The organism is Pseudomonas sp. MF6751, from assembly GCF_016613265.1.
Taxonomy (GTDB): Bacteria; Pseudomonadota; Gammaproteobacteria; order Pseudomonadales; family Pseudomonadaceae; genus Aquipseudomonas; species Aquipseudomonas fluorescens_BV.
The window spans coordinates 231,001-252,467 of the sequence record NZ_JAENSV010000001.1 but is presented as its reverse complement, the minus strand read 5'-3'; the positions used below and the strand labels follow the sequence as shown (position 1 = coordinate 252,467).

At 61.0% G+C, this 21,467-nt stretch carries 15 protein-coding genes; 6 read left to right on the top strand and 9 right to left on the bottom strand.

Annotation, left to right across the window (positions count from 1 at the left end; genetic code table 11):
• Positions 1-51: 51 nt before the first annotated feature.
• From JJD66_RS01130 to uvrD, 3 genes are all read right to left on the bottom strand, one after another.
• Positions 52-459 (bottom strand): SMI1/KNR4 family protein, encoded by a 408-nt coding sequence (locus tag JJD66_RS01130; RefSeq protein WP_014720555.1) that lies wholly within the window; start codon positions 457-459, stop codon positions 52-54.
• 135 nt (positions 460-594) lie between these two features.
• Positions 595-1,461, bottom strand: a complete 867-nt coding sequence (locus tag JJD66_RS01125; protein WP_003195740.1) for a Tim44 domain-containing protein — start codon at positions 1,459-1,461, stop codon at positions 595-597.
• A gap of 217 nt (positions 1,462-1,678) precedes the next feature.
• Entirely contained in the window at positions 1,679-3,862 is a 2,184-nt protein-coding gene (uvrD, locus tag JJD66_RS01120) for a DNA helicase II (protein WP_014720554.1), read from the bottom strand.
• Positions 3,863-4,139: 277 nt separating this feature from the next.
• On the opposite strand from uvrD, the gene JJD66_RS01115 reads away from it, so the two are divergent.
• The 3 genes from JJD66_RS01115 to JJD66_RS01105 all read left to right on the top strand — a co-directional run bounded on the left by JJD66_RS01115 (position 4,140) and on the right by JJD66_RS01105 (position 8,502).
• Positions 4,140-7,013: an EAL domain-containing protein gene (locus JJD66_RS01115; protein WP_200647445.1), complete on the top strand. Its 2,874-nt coding sequence runs from the start codon at positions 4,140-4,142 to the stop codon at positions 7,011-7,013.
• Between the two features lie 162 nt (positions 7,014-7,175).
• Entirely contained in the window at positions 7,176-8,042 is an 867-nt protein-coding gene (gene hexR, locus JJD66_RS01110; RefSeq protein ID WP_003177007.1) for a transcriptional regulator HexR, read from the top strand.
• Between the two features lie 262 nt (positions 8,043-8,304).
• On the top strand, positions 8,305-8,502 hold the full coding sequence (locus JJD66_RS01105) for a PA3496 family putative envelope integrity protein (RefSeq protein ID WP_200647444.1): 198 nt from the start codon (positions 8,305-8,307) through the stop codon (positions 8,500-8,502).
• Here the strand turns inward: JJD66_RS01105 and JJD66_RS01100 are convergent.
• Positions 8,432-9,406 carry a LysR family transcriptional regulator gene (locus JJD66_RS01100; protein WP_200647443.1) on the bottom strand — a complete coding sequence of 325 codons (975 nt, stop codon included), beginning with the start codon at positions 9,404-9,406 and terminating at the stop codon, positions 8,432-8,434. The two genes, JJD66_RS01105 and JJD66_RS01100, sit on opposite strands and share 71 nt — an antisense overlap.
• A gap of 194 nt (positions 9,407-9,600) precedes the next feature.
• Here JJD66_RS01100 and JJD66_RS01095 point away from each other — a divergent pair, with 194 nt between their 5' ends.
• Positions 9,601-11,016: an acetyl-CoA carboxylase biotin carboxylase subunit gene (locus tag JJD66_RS01095; protein ID WP_003195732.1), complete on the top strand. Its 1,416-nt coding sequence runs from the start codon at positions 9,601-9,603 to the stop codon at positions 11,014-11,016.
• Between the two features lie 11 nt (positions 11,017-11,027).
• The gene (gene oadA / locus JJD66_RS01090) at positions 11,028-12,836 is read left to right on the top strand and encodes a sodium-extruding oxaloacetate decarboxylase subunit alpha (protein ID WP_034129149.1); all 1,809 of its coding nucleotides are present in this window, start codon (positions 11,028-11,030) and stop codon (positions 12,834-12,836) included.
• Positions 12,837-12,908: 72 nt separating this feature from the next.
• Here the strand turns inward: oadA and JJD66_RS01085 are convergent, their stop codons facing one another.
• From JJD66_RS01085 to JJD66_RS01065, 5 genes are all read right to left on the bottom strand, one after another.
• On the bottom strand, positions 12,909-13,844 hold the full coding sequence (locus JJD66_RS01085) for a hypothetical protein (protein WP_200647442.1): 936 nt from the start codon (positions 13,842-13,844) through the stop codon (positions 12,909-12,911).
• Positions 13,845-14,177: 333 nt separating this feature from the next.
• The gene (locus tag JJD66_RS01080) at positions 14,178-15,473 is read right to left on the bottom strand and encodes an autotransporter outer membrane beta-barrel domain-containing protein (protein ID WP_325167070.1); all 1,296 of its coding nucleotides are present in this window, start codon (positions 15,471-15,473) and stop codon (positions 14,178-14,180) included.
• A 144-nt stretch (positions 15,474-15,617) separates the two neighbouring features.
• Positions 15,618-18,584: an autotransporter outer membrane beta-barrel domain-containing protein gene (locus tag JJD66_RS01075; protein WP_200647440.1), complete on the bottom strand. Its 2,967-nt coding sequence runs from the start codon at positions 18,582-18,584 to the stop codon at positions 15,618-15,620.
• 155 nt (positions 18,585-18,739) lie between these two features.
• Entirely contained in the window at positions 18,740-19,510 is a 771-nt protein-coding gene (locus tag JJD66_RS01070) for an amino acid ABC transporter permease (RefSeq protein ID WP_014720547.1), read from the bottom strand.
• Complete coding sequence (locus tag JJD66_RS01065) at positions 19,507-20,328, bottom strand: ABC transporter substrate-binding protein (RefSeq protein WP_200647439.1); 822 nt, start codon at positions 20,326-20,328, stop codon at positions 19,507-19,509. Before JJD66_RS01065 ends, JJD66_RS01070 begins: the two co-directional genes overlap by 4 nt.
• 114 nt (positions 20,329-20,442) lie before the next feature.
• On the opposite strand from JJD66_RS01065, the gene JJD66_RS01060 reads away from it, so the two are divergent.
• Positions 20,443-21,345, top strand: a complete 903-nt coding sequence (locus JJD66_RS01060; RefSeq protein ID WP_198714605.1) for a homocysteine S-methyltransferase family protein — start codon at positions 20,443-20,445, stop codon at positions 21,343-21,345.
• The last annotated feature ends 122 nt before the right edge of the window (positions 21,346-21,467 follow it).

Here is a 21,467-nt window from a genome sequence, read left to right as displayed (position 1 = left end):
GCTTTGCAGCCCAGCGGGAGCAAGCTCCCTCGCCACAAAAGCCATCAAGTATCAGCTTTCCAGCCAGACGTCCCGTGCCCAGTGCCACACCGATTCCCAGGTTTCTTCGGTGACCAACTCTTCTTCGGCGGACCACAGCACGACGGTGCCGTCTTCTTCGACGCAGTAGTAGTCGTCGCCGTCCTGGCAGATAGGGATCAGGCTGCGATCAACACCGGCATCCCAGGCGTTGGCGGCAACGTCTGGCAGGTAAGTGTGGGACTGTGGGTCGGTGACGGTCACCGGCTCCAGGCTGCCGTAGACCACGTCACTGACGGTCAGCAAGAATTCACGGAAGACAAAGGGGATGTCGATGAACAGTTGTTCCTCGATTTCCACCAGCAGGTCTTCGTCAGGCAGCTCCAAAGGAACCGGGACCGGTTCGTTGGCTTCACGCAGTTGTTCGATGATTTCTTCCACGGCCGGGATCCTCTTGCTAGATGGCGCGGTTTATAGGGGCGTTTTATACAGTAGCTCGCTATAAGTGCAACCGTGAAATAGAAAACCCCGGACATGTCCGGGGTTTTTGTTACCGCTTGCTCAAACGCGCAGGTATTAGCCGTTCTGGCGGATACCGGCGACCAGCCATGGCTGGTCGTCGCCCTGGGCGCGTTCCATGTTCCAGCTTTCGCTGAACACTTCGCCCTGGTCGAAACGCGAGGACTTCGACACGCCGCTGAAGGTCAGGGTGGCGATGGTCTTGTCGGCACGATCATCCACGCCATCGAGCTGTACGCGCAGGTCGTCGATGTAGGTCGACTGGAAGGCGTCACCGATCTCGGCACGTTCGCGCTTGAGGAACTCCAGCAGTTGCGGGGTCACGAACTCGGAGATCTTGTCCATTTCGTTGGCGTCCCAGTGCTGTTGCAGGGACTGGAAGTGGCTGCGGGCCGCTTCGACGAAACGCTCTTCGTTGAACCAGGCCGGTGCGTTGATCACCGGACGGGCGGCAGGGGCTGCCGAACCACCGAAGATCGAACCCATGGCAGGCTTCTGTTCGAACGCTTCACGCTGCATCGGCGCGCCGGCTGGAGCCAGGTGCTCCTGCTGCTTGCGGCGACGGGCGGCGATAAAGCGGAAGACCAAAAAGGCGATGACGCCCATGATCAGGATGTCGAAGATCTGCATGCCCTGGAAGCCGTCGCCCATGAACATGGACGCAAGCAGGCCACCGGCGGCGATGCCGGCCAGTGGGCCCAGCCAACGCGAAGCACCGCCGGCCTTGGCAGCAGCGCCAGCGGCACCGGCTGCGCCTGCAGTAGCCGCAGCACCGCCGGCACCGGCGGATGGAGCCATTTGGCTGGTCTGGTGAGTCGGTGCCGCGCCCGAGCTTTTGCCGCCACCGAAGCGTTTGGCGTTGGCGTCGAGGCTCATCGTCAGGCCGATGCACAACGCCATGGCGATGCTAAGAAAACGTTTCATATAGGGAATTCCCATTTGTGGATTGCACGCGCGCCATGTTGCACAGGTGTCGTGGCAGTGGCTAGCGGCATAATGTTTCGGGCTTTTGCGTAAGACCAAATCCGAAGGGTCTGTAGGACCAATTACAGATATTGGCCCGCACGCCTCTAAAACAAGGCTGGGCCAATAATCTTCATGTTACGCAGTGTTTCATGATGGTGGGCTTATTGTGGCCAGCTCAGACCGCTTCGAGCTTGGCGTAACCCATCATCAGCCACTTGCTGCCCTCGGCGAAGTTCACCTGCACCCGCGCCTGGGCGCCGGCGCCTTCGAAGTTGAGGATCACGCCTTCGCCGAAGATCGCATGCTTGACCTGCTGGCCTAGGCTGAACGGGGTTTCCGGTATTTCGGAACCGGCAAACATGCTGCTGGAGTTCTGTTGCTGGCCACCGCCGAACGGGCGGCTGACGCTGTTGGACAAGCGTACTTCCTGGATCAGCCCCTTCGGCACCTCACGTACGAAGCGCGACACCTTGTTGTAGGTTTCGCTGCCATACAGGCGTCGGGTCTCGGCGTAGGTCATCACCAGGTTCTGCATCGCCCGGGTAATGCCCACGTAGGCCAGGCGGCGTTCTTCTTCAAGGCGGCCGGGCTCTTCCAGGCTCATCTTGTGAGGGAACAGGCCTTCTTCCATGCCCACCAGGAACACATAAGGGAATTCCAGGCCTTTGGCGCTGTGCAAGGTCATCAGCTGGATACTGTCTTCATGCTCGTCTGCCTGGGTATCGCCGGCTTCCAGCGAGGCGTGGCCCAGGAAGGCGGCGAGCGGCGTCAGCTCTTCGTCGTCCTCGGTGTTTTCGAACGCGCGGGCGGCGCTGACCAGTTCCTCAAGGTTTTCTACCCGGGCCTGGCCTTTCTCGCCTTTTTCCGCTTCGTGATAGGCGATCAGCCCGGACTGCTCGATCACGGTCTGAGTCATCAGGTGCAGCGGCATCTCTGCGCACTTGGCGGCCAGGTTCTCGATTAGCTCGACAAACACCCCCAACGCCCCCGCAGCACGGCCAGTCAGGCCTTTGTTGGCGATCAGCAAGCGCATGGCTTCCCACATCGACACATCGGCATGGCGCGCATGGTCGCGGATCGCTTCGACGGTTTTCTCGCCAATGCCACGCGCCGGGATGTTGATCACCCGCTCCAGCGCTGCATCGTTACCACGGCCTTCAAGCAAACGCAGGTAGGCCATGGCGTTCTTGATTTCGGCGCGTTCGAAGAAGCGCTGGCCGCCATAGATGCGGTACGGGATGCGTTCGCGCAGCAAGGCTTCTTCCAGCACCCGCGATTGGGCGTTGGAACGGTACAGAATCGCGATATCGCTGCGGGCCAGGCCGGTTTTCAGTGCGCTTTCGATGGTTTCGACCACGTAGCGCGCTTCATCGTGCTCATTGAACGCCGCGTACAGGTTGATCGCTTCGCCTTCGCCGCCGTCGGTCCACAGCTCTTTGCCCAGGCGCCCGGTGTTGTTGGCGATCAAGGCGTTGGCCGCCTTGAGGATCCCGGCGGTGGAGCGGTAATTCTGCTCCAGGCGGATGGTTACCGCGTCCGGGAAGTCTTCGGAATACTGGTAGATGTTCTCGATTTTCGCGCCACGCCAGCCGTAGATCGACTGGTCGTCATCGCCCACCACCATCAGGCTGTCACCGCCCTTGGCCAGCAGACGCAACCAGGCGTACTGCACGGCGTTGGTGTCCTGGAACTCGTCCACCAGGATATGGCGGAAGCGTTTCTGGTAATGGGCCAGCAAACCGGGGTTGTCGCGCCACAGGTCGAGGGCACGCAGCAGCAGTTCGGAGAAGTCGATGACGCCAGCGCGCACGCAGGCCGCTTCATAGGCCTCATAAATGCTGCGCATGGTGGCCAGGAACAGGTCGCCGCTGGCCTGGATATGTTGCGGGCGCAGGCCCTCGTCTTTCTGGCCGTTGATAAACCACTGTGCCTGGCGCGCCGGCCAGCGTTGTTCGTCCAGGCCCAGTTCGCGGATCACGCGCTTGACCAGGCGTTGCTGGTCGTCGCTGTCGAGAATCTGGAAGGTCTGGCTCAGGCCGGCTTCCTGCCAATGCGCCCGCAACAGGCGGTGCGCCAGGCCGTGGAAGGTGCCCACCCACATGCCGGCCGGGCTGATGCCCATCAACTGCTCGATGCGATGACGCATCTCGGCAGCGGCCTTGTTGGTGAAGGTCACCGACAGGATGGAATGCGGGGACGCGTTTTCGACCTGGATCAACCAGGCGATACGGTGCACCAGCACTCGGGTTTTACCGGAGCCAGCACCGGCCAGGACCAACTGACGGCCAACGGGGGCCGCTACGGCCTGGCGTTGGGCATCGTTGAGGGAGTTCAGCAAAAGAGAGAGATCATCGCGCATCGACGCATTCTATGGGCCTTGGGGGGCCTGGGCAAATCCCAATGCCGGATGGTCGATGCAAAACGCCTGCAAGCTATCGACGGGCGAACATTCTGACGGGGGTGATGACCGGTTGGTCATCGCCCGCAGCCCATGCTGTGTCTTGCTCAAGCGGTCTGGGCCAAAGGTTTGCGGCCTATCGCAGCAGGTTTTTTATGACTTGTAGCAGTTTGGCCCAGGCGCTTGCTTGTGTATGCTCCGTCGACGTTTCGGGCTCACCATTATAAGAACACCGCCTATGACCCTTAGCACCGACCTGTTTGGCCCCTCGCCGGCCCCAGCGCAGGTCATCCGTAAACACTATGCAACCGAAATCGCGGTTGAGCGCACGCGCCTGCTGTATCAAGGTTCGTTGCTGCCGACGCTGCTGATGCTGGTCAACGGCCTGGTCTGCGCCTGGTTGCTGTGGAACCCCAATCAGTACCTGCTGGACAGCGTCTGGCTGCTCTGGCTGCTTGCCCTGGTGGCGATGCGCGTGATTCAAGTGGCAGCCTTTGATTCGGCCATGCCCAGCCGGCAGGCCCAGCCCGTGTGGCGCCATATGTTCATGCTCGGCTCGGCGGTCAGTGGCCTGACCCTCTCCGTTGCGGCCATTGCCCTGGTGCCCACGGACAGCTTCATGCATCAGGCCTGGGTGTTTGGCCTGATCGGCGCCGCCACCTTGTCGGCCAGCGTGGCCTATGCCGTGAGCTTTTGGGCCTACCTGTCGTTTGCCTTGCCGTGCCTGGTGCCGGCCATCGTCTACCTGTTCTGGAATGGCACACCGCAGCAACAAGGCTGGGGCGTGCTCGGGCTGATCCTGCTGGCGTCCCTGAGCCTGGTCGCGTGGCAGGTCAACCGCCTGATCCAGCGCGGGTTGTTGCGTCGTTTCCAGAACCAGGCCCTGATCGAGCATTTACAACAGGCGCAGCAACGCAGTGAGCAGTTGAACCTGGAGCTGGTGCGCGAAGTCGAGCAGCGCCGCGAGGTGGAGCAAAACTTGCGTGAAGCCCAGGTCGGTCTGCAAGATCGTGTGGCGCAACGCAGCCAGCAATTGGATGCTGCCAGCCTCGCCTTGAGTAAAAGCGAAGCGCGCCTGGCCATGGCCCTGCAAGCCAGTGAACTGGGCCTGTGGGATTGGAACCTGCAAACCGACGAGGTCCACCACACGCAACTCAAGGAGTTGTTTGGCCTGGAGCCCGAATACGTCACGGCGATGCTCAGCCACCTCAAACCGCGCCTGCACCCCGACGATCTACCACTGCTCAAGCACGCACTGGTAGAGCATCTCAAAGGCCGCAGCGAGGACTATCAGGTGGAGTACCGGATACGTCATGGCGATGGGCATTGGGTGTGGATCGAAGACCGCGGGCGCGCCGTGGAGCGCACGCCCAGTGGCCGCGTCATCCGTATGCTGGGCACGCGCCGCGACATCAGCGCCGGCAAGGCGGTGGAGGAGCAGCAACGCCTGGCTTCGACGGTGTTCGAGGCGGCCAGCGAAGGCATTGTGATCCTCGACCCGAACTACGCTTTGATCGCCGTGAACCAGGCGTTCAGCCGCGTCACCGGTTTCGACATTGACGACATGCTTGGCCGCAACGTTGTGGAACTGCCCTGCAGTCGCGATGCGCGGCGCCACTTCCCGCTGATCCGCCAGGCATTGCTCAGCCACGGCACCTGGCAGGGCGAATTGGTGGAGACGCGCAAGAACGGCGAACTGTACCCGCAATGGCTACAACTGAATGTGGTGCGTGATGTACGGGGGAACGTCAGTCATATCGTAGGGTTCTTCGCCGATCTGTCCGCCCGGCGCGAGTCGGAAGAGCGCATGCGCTACCTCACCCACTACGACGAGTTGACCGGCCTGGCCAACCGCTCGCTGTTTCGCGAACGGCTGCGCGAAGCTCACCAGCGGGTGCGCCAAGGCGGTCGCAGCCTCGCGCTGCTGCATATCAACCTCGACCGCTTCAAGTTGCTCAATGACAGCCTGGGCCATGAAGTGGCCGATCAACTGCTGCAGAAAATGGCGCGGCGCTTGATCAACGCGCTGCCGGAGGCCGACACCATTGCGCGCCTGTCCGGTGATGAATTCGCCGTACTGTTTGACGCCTATGGCAACTTATCCAGCCTGGCGCGGGTGGCGACCCGGTTGCTGGCGAAGCTGCGCGTGCCGGTGAACGTGGAGGGGCATGAGCTGGTGGTAAGCGCCTCTATGGGCGTCAGCCTGTTGCCTGATAACGCACGGGAAATTTCTGCACTGGTCAGCCAGGCGAATATGGCGATGCAGCACGCCAAGCATTTGGGCGGGAATAATTTCCAGTTCTTCACCGATAGCCTGCAAGCCAGCACCCTGGAGCGTTTGCAGCTGGAAAACCACCTGCGCAAAGCCATTGACGAGCGTCAGCTCACGGTGTTCTACCAACCCAAGCTATGCCTGGTCACTGGCAAGCTGAAGGCTGCCGAGGCGTTGGTCCGCTGGGAACATCCGCAGTGGGGCATGGTGCCGCCGAGTGACTTTATCGGTTTGGCGGAAGAAACCGGCTTGATCGTGCCGTTGGGCGAATTTGTGCTGCGCCAGGCCTGCTGGCAGGCCTGCGAATGGCAGCGTCAGGGGCTGGCGCCGATTCGCGTGTCGGTCAACCTGTCGGTGCATCAGTTGCGCCAGGGCAAGCTGGTCAGCCTGGTGCGCCAAGTGCTGGAAGAAACCGCACTGGACCCGCAGTACCTGGAGCTGGAACTGACCGAAAGCCAGTTGCTCGACAGCGTTGAACACATCATCGCCACCTTCCAGCAATTGCGCGACCTGGGGGTGAAGCTGGCCATCGACGACTTTGGCACCGGTTATTCGTCCCTCAGCTACCTCAAGCGTATCCCGGTGGACTACGTAAAAATCGACCAGGCCTTTATCCGGGGGCTTGGCCAGGGGCGCGAGGATGCGGCCATCACCCGTGCGATCATCGCCATGGCCCACGGGTTGGCCCTCAAGGTAGTGGCCGAAGGGGTGGAGGATCAGCAGCAGCTGGATTTCCTGCGCGGTGAGCAGTGCGACGAGGTACAGGGTTACCTGATCAGCCCGCCCATGAGGGCCGAAGGGCTGGCGGATTTGTTACGCAAAAACGCAGATTTTTCTTAACGCAGCGTAGGCCGCCTTTATGGCTACATAGCGCCTGCCCGCTGAATCAGAGGGAAGCAGGGCGATTTAGTGATGCATCGAGCGGGCAAAACGACAATTCTTGTAGTATAACTACAAGCTTGCTACATCCCTGGCGCCTGCCAATAACAAGAGTCCTGCCCTTTGAACCTGTTGCAACATATCGCCCAGTCGCGCCACCTGTTACGCAAATCGGAACTCAAGGTTGCCGATCATGTGCTGCTTGACCCTGCGGCCGTGATGCACAGTTCCATGGCCGACCTGGCCCACAGCGTGGGCATCAGCGAGCCGACCATCGTGCGCTTCTGCCGCGCCATTGGTTGCTCCGGCTTTCAGGACCTCAAGCTCAAGCTGGCGCAAAGCCTGGCTGCCGGTGCGAGCTTCGGCCAGTTTGCAATCCATGAAGACGACTCCGTCGCCGACTACAGCCTGAAAATCTTCGACACCACCTTGCACACCTTGATGGAGGTGCGTGAGAAGCTCGACCCGGTGGAGCTGCAAAAGGCCGTGACCGCAATGTCCCAGGCCCAGCGCGTCGAGTTCTACGGCTTCGGTGCGTCCGGCGCGGTGGCGGCCGATGCCCAGCACAAGTTCTTCCGCCTGCTGCTGACCGCCGCGGCCTACAGCGACCCGCACATGCAGGCGATGTCGGCGGTGACCTTGAAGCCCACTGACGTGGCCATCTGCATTTCCCAATCAGGTCGTTCCAAAGACCTTCTGATCACCGCCAACCTGGTGCGTGAGAGCGGCGCGTCGTTGATTACCCTGTGCCCGAGCCAGACGCCATTGGCGGAGTTGTCCACGGTGAACCTGGCGATCGACGTGCATGAAGACACCGAAATCTACACGCCGCTGACCTCGCGCATTGCCCACCTGGTGGTCATCGACGTGTTGGCGATGGGCGTGGCCATGGCCCGTGGCCCGAGCCTGGTCAACCACCTCAAGAGCGTGAAGCGCAGCTTGCGCAGCCTTCGCCTCTCGCCAAAATCCGTCAAAGCCCTCGACGACTAAGCCCAGGCCATACTCGGTCAAAGTGTGGGAGCTGGCTTGCTGTGGCGAGGGAGCTTGCTCCCGCTGACTGCGCAGCAGTCTCCGGCTTTTTGGGGGCGCTTCGCACCCCAGCGCAAGCAAGCTTGCTCGCCACAGCAAACCAGCTCCCACAGGGAATTTGCGTCAATTTCGCAAGATTCATCATCCTGTAATCCCCGCGCCGCCAAACCGTCATCCCCCGCGCCCATCCTGTACTCCCCGTACTCGCATTGGGAGACTCCAAATGACCCGGCCCTACGAAGACAGCAACAGCACCGTCAAGACCCGTCGTCAGCAGGAAGACCAGCGCCGCATGGCGTTCCGTCGCGCCATCGAAGACCGTTGCGAGGAGCGCCAGTTGCTCCAGAGCATCAGTGACTACCCGGAACTGCATTGGCAGGTACCCGTGGCTGCCCAGCGAAACGCTCAGCCAGCGCGCTGATCTGCACCCGTTCGCTGCGAATAAAGCCCAGGAACGCATGGGCCACCGGTGACAGGCGTTTAGCCTTGGCCTGTACCATGCACCAACTGCGGTACAGCGGCAGTTCTTCCACAGGCAGCTCCTTGAGCCCGCCCGTGGCCAGCTCCAGGTTCAAGGCGTGGCGCGTCAGCAGGGCCACGCCCAACCCTGCACTCACACATTCACGCTGCGCCTCGGCCGAGGCCACTTCCACCGTCTGGGTGAAGTGCACGCGTTTTTCCTTGAAGTATTCCTCGCAGGCCAGTCGCGTGCCAGAGCCCGGTTCGCGGATGAGCAGGGTATAAGGCTCCAGGTCTTGCAGGCGCAGTGGCCCTTGCAGGCTCAACGGATGATCCGGCAATGCCACGGCGACAATCGGATTGTTGAGAAACGGCAGGAATTCCAGACCCATGTCCTGGGGCACCATGGACATGATCACCAGGTCGTCGCGGTTGTCCGAGAGCCGGCGGATCACCTGGGCACGGTTGACCACCGTGAGCTGCAATTGCACTTCCGGATGCTGGCGCTTGAAGGCGGCGAACAGGTGCGGCACGAAATACTTGGCGCTGGACTCCACCGCCAGTTTCAGTTGGCCTTGCAGTGAACCCTGCATGTCCGACAGCTGCATATCGAGGTTTTCCAGGCGCCCGAAGATGTCGCGGCTGGCCCGTTGCAAGGCTTCGGCGGCCTCGGTCATGTAGAGTTTTTTGCCGACATAGTCGAACAGCGGCTGGCCGATCAGTTCTTCCAGCTGGCGAATTTGCAGGCTGACCGCCGGTTGGGTGAGGGACATTTCCTCGGCGGCACGGCTGTAGGAACGCAAATCACACACTTCATTGAAGATCTGCAATTGACGCAATGTCATACGCATCAATGACTTACGCATTTTATAAAGCCTCAGCCCCTTGGTGTTCCGGCCAACTATAAGTCTTTACTTATACACAGCCCAATAATTATTGATTTTTATTAATTCTCCTGTGCGCATAGTGTGTGTCTCGCGACTGTCATGAAACATTTGGTCACGCGCCGGCCCGGCTGCAACGGGTCGAAGCACGCAAATCGGCTCAAGGGAATTTCCAAGTGATAAAAAAGATCCTGATCGCCAACCGTGGTGAAATTGCCGTACGAATCGTGCGTGCCTGCGCCGAGATGGGCATTCGCTCGGTCGCGGTTTATTCGGACGCCGACCGCCATGCGTTGCACGTCAAGCGTGCCGACGAAGCCCACAGCATCGGTGCCGAGCCGCTCGCCGGTTACTTGAACCCGCGCAAGCTGGTGAATCTGGCGGTGGAAACCGGCTGCGATGCGCTGCACCCGGGCTACGGCTTCCTGTCGGAAAACGCCGAATTGGCAGATATCTGTGCCGAGCGCGGCATCAAGTTCATCGGCCCCTCGGCAGAAGTGATTCGCCGCATGGGCGACAAGACCGAAGCGCGCCGCAGCATGATCAAGGCCGGTGTGCCGGTCACGCCGGGCACCGAAGGCAACGTTGCCGACATCCACGAAGCCCTCACTGAAGGCGACCGTATCGGTTACCCGGTGATGCTCAAGGCCACCTCCGGTGGTGGCGGCCGTGGCATTCGTCGTTGCAACAGTCGCGAAGAACTTGAACAAGCCTTTCCCCGCGTGATTTCCGAAGCCACCAAGGCCTTCGGTTCGGCGGAAGTGTTCCTGGAAAAATGCATTGTTAACCCCAAGCACATCGAGGCGCAGATTCTCGGTGACAGCTTTGGCAACGTGGTGCACCTGTTCGAACGTGATTGCTCGATCCAGCGTCGCAACCAGAAGCTGATCGAAATCGCCCCCAGCCCGCAACTGACCCCGGAACAGCGCGCCTACATCGGCGATCTGTCGGTCCGCGCTGCCAAAGCCGTGGGCTACGAGAACGCCGGTACCGTGGAGTTCCTGCTCGCCGAGGGCGAGGTGTACTTCATGGAGATGAACACGCGGGTGCAGGTGGAACACACCATCACCGAAGAAATCACCGGCATCGATATCGTTCGCGAGCAAATCCGCATCGCCTCCGGCCTGCCATTGTCGGTCAAGCAGGAAGACATCCAGCACCGTGGTTTCGCGTTGCAGTTTCGTATCAACGCTGAAGACCCGAAGAACAACTTCCTCCCAAGCTTCGGCAAGATCACCCGTTACTACGCCCCCGGCGGCCCCGGCGTGCGTACCGACACGGCGATCTACACCGGCTACACCATCCCGCCGTTCTACGACTCCATGTGCCTGAAACTGGTGGTGTGGGCGTTGACCTGGGAAGAAGCCATGGACCGCGGCCTGCGTGCCCTGGACGACATGCGCCTGCAAGGCGTGAAGACCACTGCCGCCTATTACCAGGAAATCCTGCGCAACCCGGAATTCCGTAGCGGCCAGTTCAATACAAGCTTTGTGGAAAGCCACCCTGAGCTGACCAACTACTCGATCAAGCGCAAACCCGAAGAGCTGGCCCTGGCCATCGCCGCCGCCATCGCCGCCCACGCAGGCCTGTGAGGAATATAACAATGAGCAAGAAGATCTTCGTAACCGACACCATCCTGCGCGACGCCCACCAATCGTTGCTGGCCACCCGCATGCGCACCGACGACATGCTGCCGATCTGCGACAAGCTCGACAAAGTCGGCTACTGGTCCCTGGAAGTCTGGGGCGGCGCGACCTTCGACGCCTGTGTGCGCTTCCTCAAGGAAGACCCGTGGGAGCGCCTGCGCCAACTGCGCGCCGCACTGCCCAATACGCGCCTGCAAATGCTGCTGCGCGGCCAGAACCTGCTGGGCTACCGCCATTACAGCGACGACGTGGTCAAAGCCTTCGTGGCCAAGGCGGCGGTCAACGGTATCGACGTGTTCCGCATTTTCGATGCAATGAACGACGTGCGTAACCTGCGCGTGGCCATTGAAGCGGTGAAAGCCGCTGGCAAACATGCACAAGGCACTATCGCCTACACCACCAGCCCAGTGCATACCGTGGAAGCGTTCGTGGCCCAGGCCAAGCAACTGGAAGCCATGGGCTGCGACTCCATCGCGATCAAGGACATGGCCGGCCTGCTCACGCCCTACGCCACTGGCGAACTGGTCAAGGCACTCAAAGCCGAGCAGAACCTGCCGATCTTTATCCATTCACACGACACCGCCGGCCTGGCCGCGATGTGCCAACTCAAGGCCATCGAAAACGGTGCCGACCACATCGATACGGCCATCTCCAGCTTTGCCTGGGGCACCAGCCATCCGGGCACCGAGTCGATGGTCGCAGCCCTTAAAGGCAGCGAGTTCGACACCGGCCTCGACCTGGAACTGCTGCAAGAGATCGGCCTGTACTTCTACGCCGTGCGCAAGAAGTACCACCAGTTCGAGAGCGAATTCACCGCCGTCGACACCCGTGTGCAAGTCAACCAGGTGCCGGGCGGGATGATCTCCAACCTGGCCAACCAGCTCAAAGAGCAGGGTGCTCTGAACCGCATGAGCGAAGTGCTGGCCGAGATTCCACGAGTGCGTGAAGACCTCGGCTTCCCGCCACTGGTAACGCCGACCTCGCAGATCGTTGGCACCCAGGCGTTCTTCAACGTATTGGCCGGCGAGCGCTACAAAACCATCACCAACGAAGTGAAGCTCTACCTGCAAGGCGGTTACGGCAAGGCGCCGGGCACGGTGAACGAAAAACTGCGCCGCCAGGCCATCGGCAGCGAAGACGTGATCGACGTGCGCCCGGCGGATTTGCTCAAGCCGGAAATGACCAAGCTGCGGGGCGAAATCGGTGCATTGGCCAAGTCCGAAGAAGACGTGCTGACCTACGCCATGTTCCCGGACATCGGGCGCAAGTTCCTCGAAGAACGCGACGCCGGCACCCTGGCCCCTGAAGTGTTGTTGCCGATCCCGGAAGCGGGCGGCGTGGCCCGTGCTGGCGGTGAAGGTGTACCGACCGAATTCGTTATCGACGTGCACGGCGAAAGCTACCGTGTGGATATCACCGGTGTCGGTGTAAAGGCCGAAGGCAAGCGTCACTTCTACCTGTCCATCGACGGCATGCCGGAAGAAGTGGTGTTCGAGCCGCTAAACGAATTTGTCAGCAGCGGCGGCAGCAAGCGCAAGCACGCGACCGAACCGGGCCATGTCAGCACGGCGATGCCGGGCAATATCGTCGATGTGCTGGTCAAGGTCGGCGACGTGGTCAAGGCCGGCCAGGCCGTGTTGATTACCGAAGCCATGAAGATGGAGACCGAAGTGCAGGCAGCGATTGCCGGCAAGGTCGCCGCTGTTCATGTGGCCAAGGGCGACCGGGTGAACCCTGGGGAAATCCTGATTGAGATCGAAGGCTGATTACTCAGCCTTCCAACTACCGCTTAAACCTCGGGGGGCATGTGCCCCCTTTTTTTGCTGATTTTTTGACCATCAGGCGGTGATTGCCGGGCTCTCCTTGCGTTTGAATTCGACAAAAATGCCCTTCGGGGTGTAGATCAATTCAGGTTCCAGGGTGGTCAGGTTACTGCTGATGGCGCCGAACCTCCCATCGATGGTGGTTGCTTTGGCGATGGGTAGCTGGCGCTTGAGCAACTCGTCGCTCTCTGGCTGTACGTCAAGGTGCAGGGTGGGGTTCCCCAACGTTAATGTGTTGCCGACGTTCAGCACGGAGTGCTGCTGATCCACGCCGATTTTGAAATTCACGCTCGATCCTGGTTTCAGATTCAGATCATTGGTGATTCTTGTCCGTGCAGTGATCGTGGGATCGAGCAGCAGGGTGCCGGCTACGTTAAGATTGTCGACGTTACCGCCGGAGTAGCTCGCGCCCGGCTCGATATCCATTGTGCCCTTGATCCCACTACGGTTGATCAACGTCGCGTCGCTGTACACCTTGCCTTGTCGGTTGGCGTGCAGTGCGCCGGTCAGTTCCCAGGAGCCTTTGCCGACCCACAGATGCTGCATTCTTGTCGCCCCTTCAAAAGTCCCTCCTTCAGCATCGTCGAGAATCACCTGATTGGTGCCACTGCCCCCATCCACTTCGCCGTTGAAGCGGCTGCCTTTCTTGATAATCAACAGATCGTCACCGCCTCCCATGTCGAGAGCTACGCCGTTGCCGCCGGTGATAACGCCCTGATTGGTCACTTCATCGGCTTTATTTCCGTCCAGCTTCACACCCGTGCCTGTTGCACCGGTGATGCCCCCTCGGTTATCCAGCCAGACGGAGGTGAGCCCGGAGCTGACCAAGCCATGAACAGGCGCCTTGATCTGTACATCCGGGCTGTTGACGATTTCAACGGCTGTCATGAGGTGGGGGTTAGCCAGGTTGGCGTCGCTTTGGGTCAGTTTGGCCAAGTGGTCGATATTCATACCGTGACTGCTCGCTGAGCCTGGGGTAGTCATGAGTTTGATGGTATGGGTATTGAGCAAGCCATTGGACGGTTGGCTATGGGCAGTCTTGAGCTCGCCAGACAACGCTGGCGGGTGTGCAGGTGGCTCTGCTGGTGTGGCCGGGGTGACGGCAGCGGCGAGGGACTGGGTGCCATGGGCAAACAGCATGCCCATGGAAGGGATATACGAGAATGGCGAGATCATGGTTTCCGGCCTCTTCGGTGTAGGAGGCCGGAGTGTAGCGAGCACAATCACCGGCTTAATGTCAGGCGTTGTAACCGGCTTGAGCGTGAAGTTTCCTCAGTTGCTGTCTTAAAACCCCATCTTCCATTCGCCTACCAGCCCATGGTTACGGCTGTTACTGCCGACCTCAGCGGTGTACGCGACGCTCAGTGCCTGATGAGCAGAAAGGCCTATGTCCAACCCCGTGCGCAGGGCCAGGCTGTCGCGGTTCAGCGAGACGCCATCGACGGTGAAATCACTCTTTTCTCCGGTCAGGTCAATCAGTCGGGAAGATTGCTTCACGCTGCTTTGCACGTCGCCGTAGAGGTGCTTCCAGTGGGTGCTCAAATGCGGGGACAGGCTCATGTTGTTATCAAAACGATAAAGGCTGCCCAAGCGAAGCCCCAGGGTGCTGCTGAGGTTTTGCTGGGTTTGCGCACCGACATTCAACGCCGCAAAGCCGCCTTTTTCCTTGAAGCCTTCACGATGGTAGCGCTGGTACCCCAAGCCTGCGAACGGCTCGATGCTTAACGTATCCTTGCCCAGCTGGTAGCCCATTTCGCCAAATACGGTTTGGCTTTGGGCCGTGTATTTGCCTTTGAGTTGCTCGCGATAACCCAAGAAGTCGATATCGACACCGCGTTTGTTTTGCCCGTCATGGTTGCTGTAGATGGCACCCAGGCGCAGAGCCAGCGGGCCGTCCTGGCGTACGGCGTATGCGCCCAGATGCCAGCTGTCGAGCGCTGCTTTGAAACGCTTGTGGTCAAACTCGCTTTCGGATTTGCCTCCCACCACACCGGCACGCCACGCGTGATCGACTGCCCAGTCGGCGCCCAGAACAACGCCCTTGGTGCTTTGCTGCAACCCGACGCTGCCATATTGGCCGTCAAGTTTGCCGTTGTGGCTGAGGCCTTTTACCCAGATGCGGCCATCGGCATCGTCTGCGACGTTTGCTGGCAGGTCGCGCAGGACCGAGAGCAGCGTGTCGCTGACCTGTTGCGTGCTCATTTGGGTGGCTGCGGCAAGGTTGGCATTCTGGCTGCCCGCGAGTTGTTCGAGGGCCTGAGCGACCTTCCCGGGTGCGAGGTTATTGAGGTATTCGCCGATATTGCCCAGTTCGTACCTGTCCCAGGGGGTGAGTTTGTCTGATTCAAGTAGCGATTTGACCGCCGCGTCCACGGCCAGCGCCAGGCGCTGGCCGTTGCGAGTGTTTGTGTGTTCGGCCAGGTAAAAATCGACGGGGGCGTCTGTCGAAAGGCGATGCAGGACGCCGTCACGATTGATTGACCCGGTCAGGTCTGTGATCCCGGACCGATCGAACACGTGTTCCACGCTTCCCTGCGCTTGGGCAAATTGAATGCTGCTGGCGGCCAGCCCGAAGGACATGACGAGCACGAGTCGCTGTAAGGTGAATGGCATGCAGTCCCAACCTCTTGATTAATGAGGCCGGGAATTTAGGCGAGGTGAGGGGGGGATAACTGTCAGGCCATCGACCCCTGATTTGCGGGAGTTGTCTCTAGTATGGTGCGATTAAAAACTCATCTGCCATTGGCCGGTCAGCGCATGGTTGCGGCTGTTGCTGCCCACTTCGCCTGTATAGCCCAGGCCCAGGCGATGGCGGGCGGATAAGCCCAGGTCCAGGCCCGCTTCCAGCAACAGGCTGTCCCGATCCAGGGCGCTGCCTTGCACATTGAACGCCGTGCCCCCGGAAAGGAAAGCCTGGCCGGTGGTGCTGTCGACATCGCCATAGGTGTGCTTCCAGCCAACGCTGGCGCGGGGTGTGAGGCTGACGCCGTTGTCCAGCTGGCTCAGGTGCGCCAGGCGCAGGCCGAAGGTGCTGCTGAAGTTGTCCTGGGTCTGGCCCTTGACGTGTAACGCAGCGGCGCCGCCTTTTTCGTTATAGCCGTCGCGCTGGTAGCGCTGGTAGCCGAGGTTGGCGAACGGCTCTGCGCTCAAGCGACCTGCGCCAAGGGCGTATCCCAGTTCAGCAAAAGCCTGCTGACTGTTGGCGTCATAGTCGCCTTTGGGGCGGTCGTTAAAACCGCTGAAGGCCACCGTGCGTTTACTATCGCCTTGGTGCCCGCTGTAGGCAGCACCCAGGCGCAAGGCCAGTGCGCCACTCTGGCGCAGGGCATAGACGCCGGCGTGCCAGCTGTCGACGCTGCCGTCCACACCGGTGGTGTCCAGGTCGGTCTTGGAATAACCCCCCAGCACACCCAGGCGCCAGTCGCCGTCCAGCGCCCAATCGGCACCGAGCACTGTGCCCTTGGTGCGTTGGGTCAAACCGTTACTGCCGTGCTCGCCGTCGAGCTTGCCGTAGCTGCCGATACCTTGCAGCCACAGGCGGCCGCGGGCGTTCGGGTCATTGAGGTTGCGCACCTCGGCGGGTACCCCGGTGGCCGCCAGTGCGGGTGTTTTTTTGCCGTCCAGCCCCACCAGCAGTCCCGCACCGCCACCCACCTGGTGCATGGCGGTGAGCATGCTGTTGCCCACTTGAGCACTGGCATTGAGGGTGGCGCTGGTGAGGCTCGCAGTGCTGCTGCCCGCCAGTTGTTCGATGGCTGCACCGGCCGTGGAGGTGGTGGTATTGAGCAGGGCGTTGTACAGCGGATTGTTCGTGCCCAGGCCCGCCAGGCTGCTGGCGGCGCTGGCACCGTTGGCGGTGCTGGCGAACTGGTTGAAGGCGATGTCGTTACGTGTGTACGTGAGGCCGACCTGAGTGGCGCTGTAGTCCAGGGTTGGGGTCAGGAAGGCGTAGTCGCTGGTAACCTTGCCAAACGTGCCGTTGATGCTACCGGCTTGCAGCACGCTGTAATGGCTTTGCCACGGGTAGGTGCCTTCGCCGGGGTTGACCGCCAGGGTCGCGCCATTAAGGTAAGCGGTGCCGCCGACCTTGATCGGTGCGCTACTGCCGTCGGCGTTGACGCCATAGGCGAGGGTCGAGCCGCTGTCCATGCGCAAGTCACGGCTGATGCTGGCGGTACCCAATGCGGTGTTGGTCTGCAGGGTGCCGTTCACCAGCAGGCTGCCCACCGAGCCGCCGCCGGCATACACACCGCCTGCATCGACCGTCACATTACCGGCAATGCCGCCTTGGTTGACCAGCTTGGCACCGCTGGAAATCTTGCCGCCGTCGCTGAAATCACCCTGGCCGGTCAACGTCCAGGTGCCTTGCTTGACCTCCAGCCATTCAAGGTTGCGGCTGTCGCCAAAACTGCCCCCTGCCACGTCGTCCAGGATCAGTCGGTCGTAACCGCTGCCGCCGTCCACCGTGCCGATAAAGCGGCTGCCATTGCGCAAGATCACGTGGTCGTCACCGCCGCCCAAGTCCAGGGCCAGGCCATTGCTGGCGCTGATCGTGCCGCTATTGATGACCGTGTCGGCGTAGTTGCCGACGAACTTCACGCCAAAGCCATCCAGGCCCTGAATCGTGCCGTGGTTCTCTAGGGTGGTAGTCGCAAGCCCGGGCCCGTCGCTGCCGTCGTCCACCAGAATGGCATTGTTGGCACCACTGATCAGCGCGCCTTTGGCGTTGTAGATAGAGCCGCCGCCCAGGGCGATCCCTTCGCTGCCGTTGGCAAAGCCGTTCTTGTCGACACCCCCGGCGCCGACACCCTGGATGACGCCGTAGTTTTCGATATGGGCGATCTTGTCGATGTCCACGCCGTCACCGTCGCCATCCGGTTGCAGCCCGGAGAACGCGCCGGTGATGGTGCCGTGGTTGATCACAGTGCCGTCGCCATCGGAACCAAAGCCTGAGCCGTTGCGGCCGATCACGGTGCCGTAGTTGGTCAGCGCGGCACCCTCGTCCGTGGTGATGCCATGGCGGCCACCGGAAATCAGGCCGTAATTGGTGACCGTCACGCCGCTGGCGGAGTCGATGTCCACGCCATCGAACTTGTCATCGCGGGAGAAGGTGTTGCCGGTGGAAATCTCGCCGTAGTTAGTGATAGAGGCGTTGGCGCCGGTCTTCATGCCGTCGCTGGCCTCCCCGCGAATCAAACCACCGGCACGGTTGATGATGGTGGTGGTGACGTTGCTGCTGCGCAGCGCATCCAAGTCCAGCCCTTGGCCGGTGGCCGAGCGAATGGTGCCGCTGTTGTCGATCAGCACGCTGCCGCTGGCAACGTTACCGTTGATGCGCAACGCATCATTGGCGCCTTGGATCACCCCGCCGGCAAGGTTGTAAATGCTGTACCTGCGCTCCCCGCTGACACTCCCCGAACTGTCGATACCCCGACCGCCACTGGAGACCAGCTTGCCCGCGTTCGTCACCACCACCCCCGCACCGCGGGTGCCGTCCTTGAGCGTCACCGCCACCCCAGAGGTTCTAATGCTGCCAGGCGCCGACGTGGTCAACGTATCACTGCCCCCCAAGGTTTGCCCCTGGGTGGTAGGCGTGTCGATCTGCAGGGTCTTGGCTGCGGCTGCTTCGATGAAACCACCGCTGGCCAACAGGGTGATGGCGAGCGCGAGGCGTTGAGGAGACGGGGGCATGCTGGGCGACCTTGTTATGGCAAGCGAGTCGACCTGTATAGCGGAGGGGAGTTGCAGGAATGTGTCGAAAAGATGACGACAATGAATATGCAATCTATTGCAGATCCTTGAGCCTATTCAGCCTGAGCGCTGCAATATATTGCACATTCTGCACGTCAACCGCGCCGCACGTAGCCCTTGCCGAAATGCCGCTCCATCCGCGCCTGGATCAATTCCAGCCCCAGGGACATCACCCAATAAATGATCGCCGCCGTCGTGAGCATCTCGATATAGCGGTAGCTTGAGCGGCCATAGGACTGCGCCAGAAACATCACTTCCCACACGCCCATCACCGAGATCAGCGACGAATCCTTGAGCATCGAGATGAACTGGTTGGTGGCCGGCGGGATGATGGTGCGCATGGCCTGGGGCAGCGTCACGTGCCAGAAGATCGCCCTGTCGCGCATGCCCAGGGCCAGCGCAGCCTCGCGTTGACCATGGGGCACGCCGAGGATGCCGGCGCGGAAAATCTCGCTCAGATAGGCGCCGTAATTCAGTGACAACGCGATGATCCCGGCGACGATGGCGCCTGGCACCAGCCCCAATTGCGGCAGGCCCAGGTAGATCAACAGGATCTGGATCAGCAGCGGCGTGCCGCGAAAGAACGAGGCGTAGAAACTGGCGATGCCGAACGCCACGGCACTTTTGGACAGGCGCCCCAACGCGGTGATAAAGCCCAGCACCGACGACGCGACAATGGCGCACAGGCACAAGAACAGCGTCAGCGCCGCGCCTTGCAGGAAGCCGTTGGGCGCAAGGTGCAGGCCGACCAGGTTGGGCAGCTTGTCGAGGATGATCGAGAACTTCAGGTCAAAGCTCAGGAAAAAACTCGCAAACAGCGCGAACAGCGCCGCCCAGGTCAGGTAAAGCCGTAGGCGAAAACTCATCGGCTTATATCGGCGCCGATCCATTTTTGCGACAGCGCGCTCAAGGTGCCGTCCTGCTTGAGCTGGGCGAAGACCTCACGCACTTTGCTGTCCCACTGCGGGTCGCCTTTCTCGATGGCCACCGAGTTGGGCTCCGAGTACAGCGGCGCACCGGCGAGCTTGAAACGCTTGTCCTGGGTCAGGCGCGGCTGCGCGGTGACCAGGTTGGTGAGGATCGCATCCAGGCGCACGCCAGCGCCCAGGCCCAGATCCTGGAACGCCACGTTGTCGGTGTCGTACGGGGCGATCTGCACCTCCTCGAACGGGTACTGCAACTGCGTGTCTTCGGCGCCTTCGATCACCAGGTTCTTGTTCAGGTAGCTTTCGTAGCTGGAGGCGCTGGTGAGGCCGACTTTCTTGCCGCTCAGGTCCTTCGCATCGTGGATGCGATCGTCCTTGGCATTGACCACGATCACAGCGGGCGAGGCGTAGTACTCCACCGGGAAGTCGAACACCTCGGCGCGTGCCTTGCTTGGGGTCATGGAGCAGATGCAGATGTCGTAGCGCCCGCTCCAGCGGCCGGCGGCGATCACGTCCCAGGACGGGGTTTCCAGGCGCAACTTCACGCCCAGTTTTTGCGCCACGGCCTTGGCCACGTCCACGTCGAAACCGTCGAGCTGATTCTGGTCATTGAGAAATGAAAACGGCGGATAGCTTTCCATCAGCACGCCGACCAGCTCTTTCTTCTGCTCGACACGATCCAGCGTGGCACCGCCAAAGGCTTGGGTTGAAGCAGCCAACATCGTCAGGCCCAGGGCCAACAGCGGTCTGAATTTCAAAATCGAACACCTGAATAAAAAAGAGGTTGTTATTAACCGAACGGTACGCATTAAATAGTTATAAGAACGACTCTCATAGTGAGTTATTTTCATAAGCATATGAGTAAAAAGCATATGGGCGCAGTAAGCACAGTAATTCTCGATGGCGGCATGGGCCGTGAACTGCAACGCCGTGGCGCGCCGTTCCGTCAGCCGGAATGGTCGGCACTGGCCTTGAGCGAAGCGCCGCAAGCGGTGGAGGCGGTGCACGCGGCCTACATCGACAGTGGTGCTAATGTGATCACCAGCAACAGTTACGCGGTGGTGCCGTTCCACATTGGCGAAGCGCGGTTTGCCCAAGAAGGGCAGGCGCTCGCCGCCCTGGCCGGTGAGTTGGCGCGACGGGCGGTGCAGGCCTCCGGTAAAGCCGTGCAGGTAGCCGGCTCACTGCCGCCGCTGTTTGGTTCTTATCGCCCTGATCTGTTCCAGGCCGAGCGCGTCAGCGAGTTGCTCACCCCCTTGGTGAACGGCCTGGCCCCGCATGTCGATCTGTGGCTGGCGGAAACCCAGAGCTCGATCGCTGAAGCGCGGGCGATCCATGCCGGGCTGCCTAAGGATGGCAAGCCGTTCTGGCTGTCGTTTACCTTGAAAGACGAAGACACCGACGAGGTGCCGCGCCTGCGCTCCGGCGAACCAGTGGCGGACGCAGCCGAGGCGGCGGCGCAACTGGGCGTGCAGGTATTGCTGTTCAACTGCAGCCAGCCGGAAGTGATCGGCGCGGCCATTGATGCGGCGCGGGAAACTTTCGAACGATTGGGTGTAGCGATTCAGATCGGCGCCTACGCCAACGCCTTCCCACCGCAACCCAAGGAGGCCACGGCCAACGATGGTCTGGACCCGTTGCGCGACGACCTCGACCCACCCGGCTACTTGCAATGGGCGGCGGATTGGCAAGCGCGCGGCGCTAGCCATCTGGGTGGATGCTGCGGCATCGGACCGGAGCATATTGCGGTGCTGGCCCAGAAGTTGGCTGGCTGAGCCTAAGTTCGGAGAGTCGCCACCCTCCAATGTGGGAGCTGGCTTGCCTGCGATGGCATCAACTGGTTTTGCCTGATACACCGAGGTGTCTGTATCGCAGGCAAGCCAGCTCCCACACATGT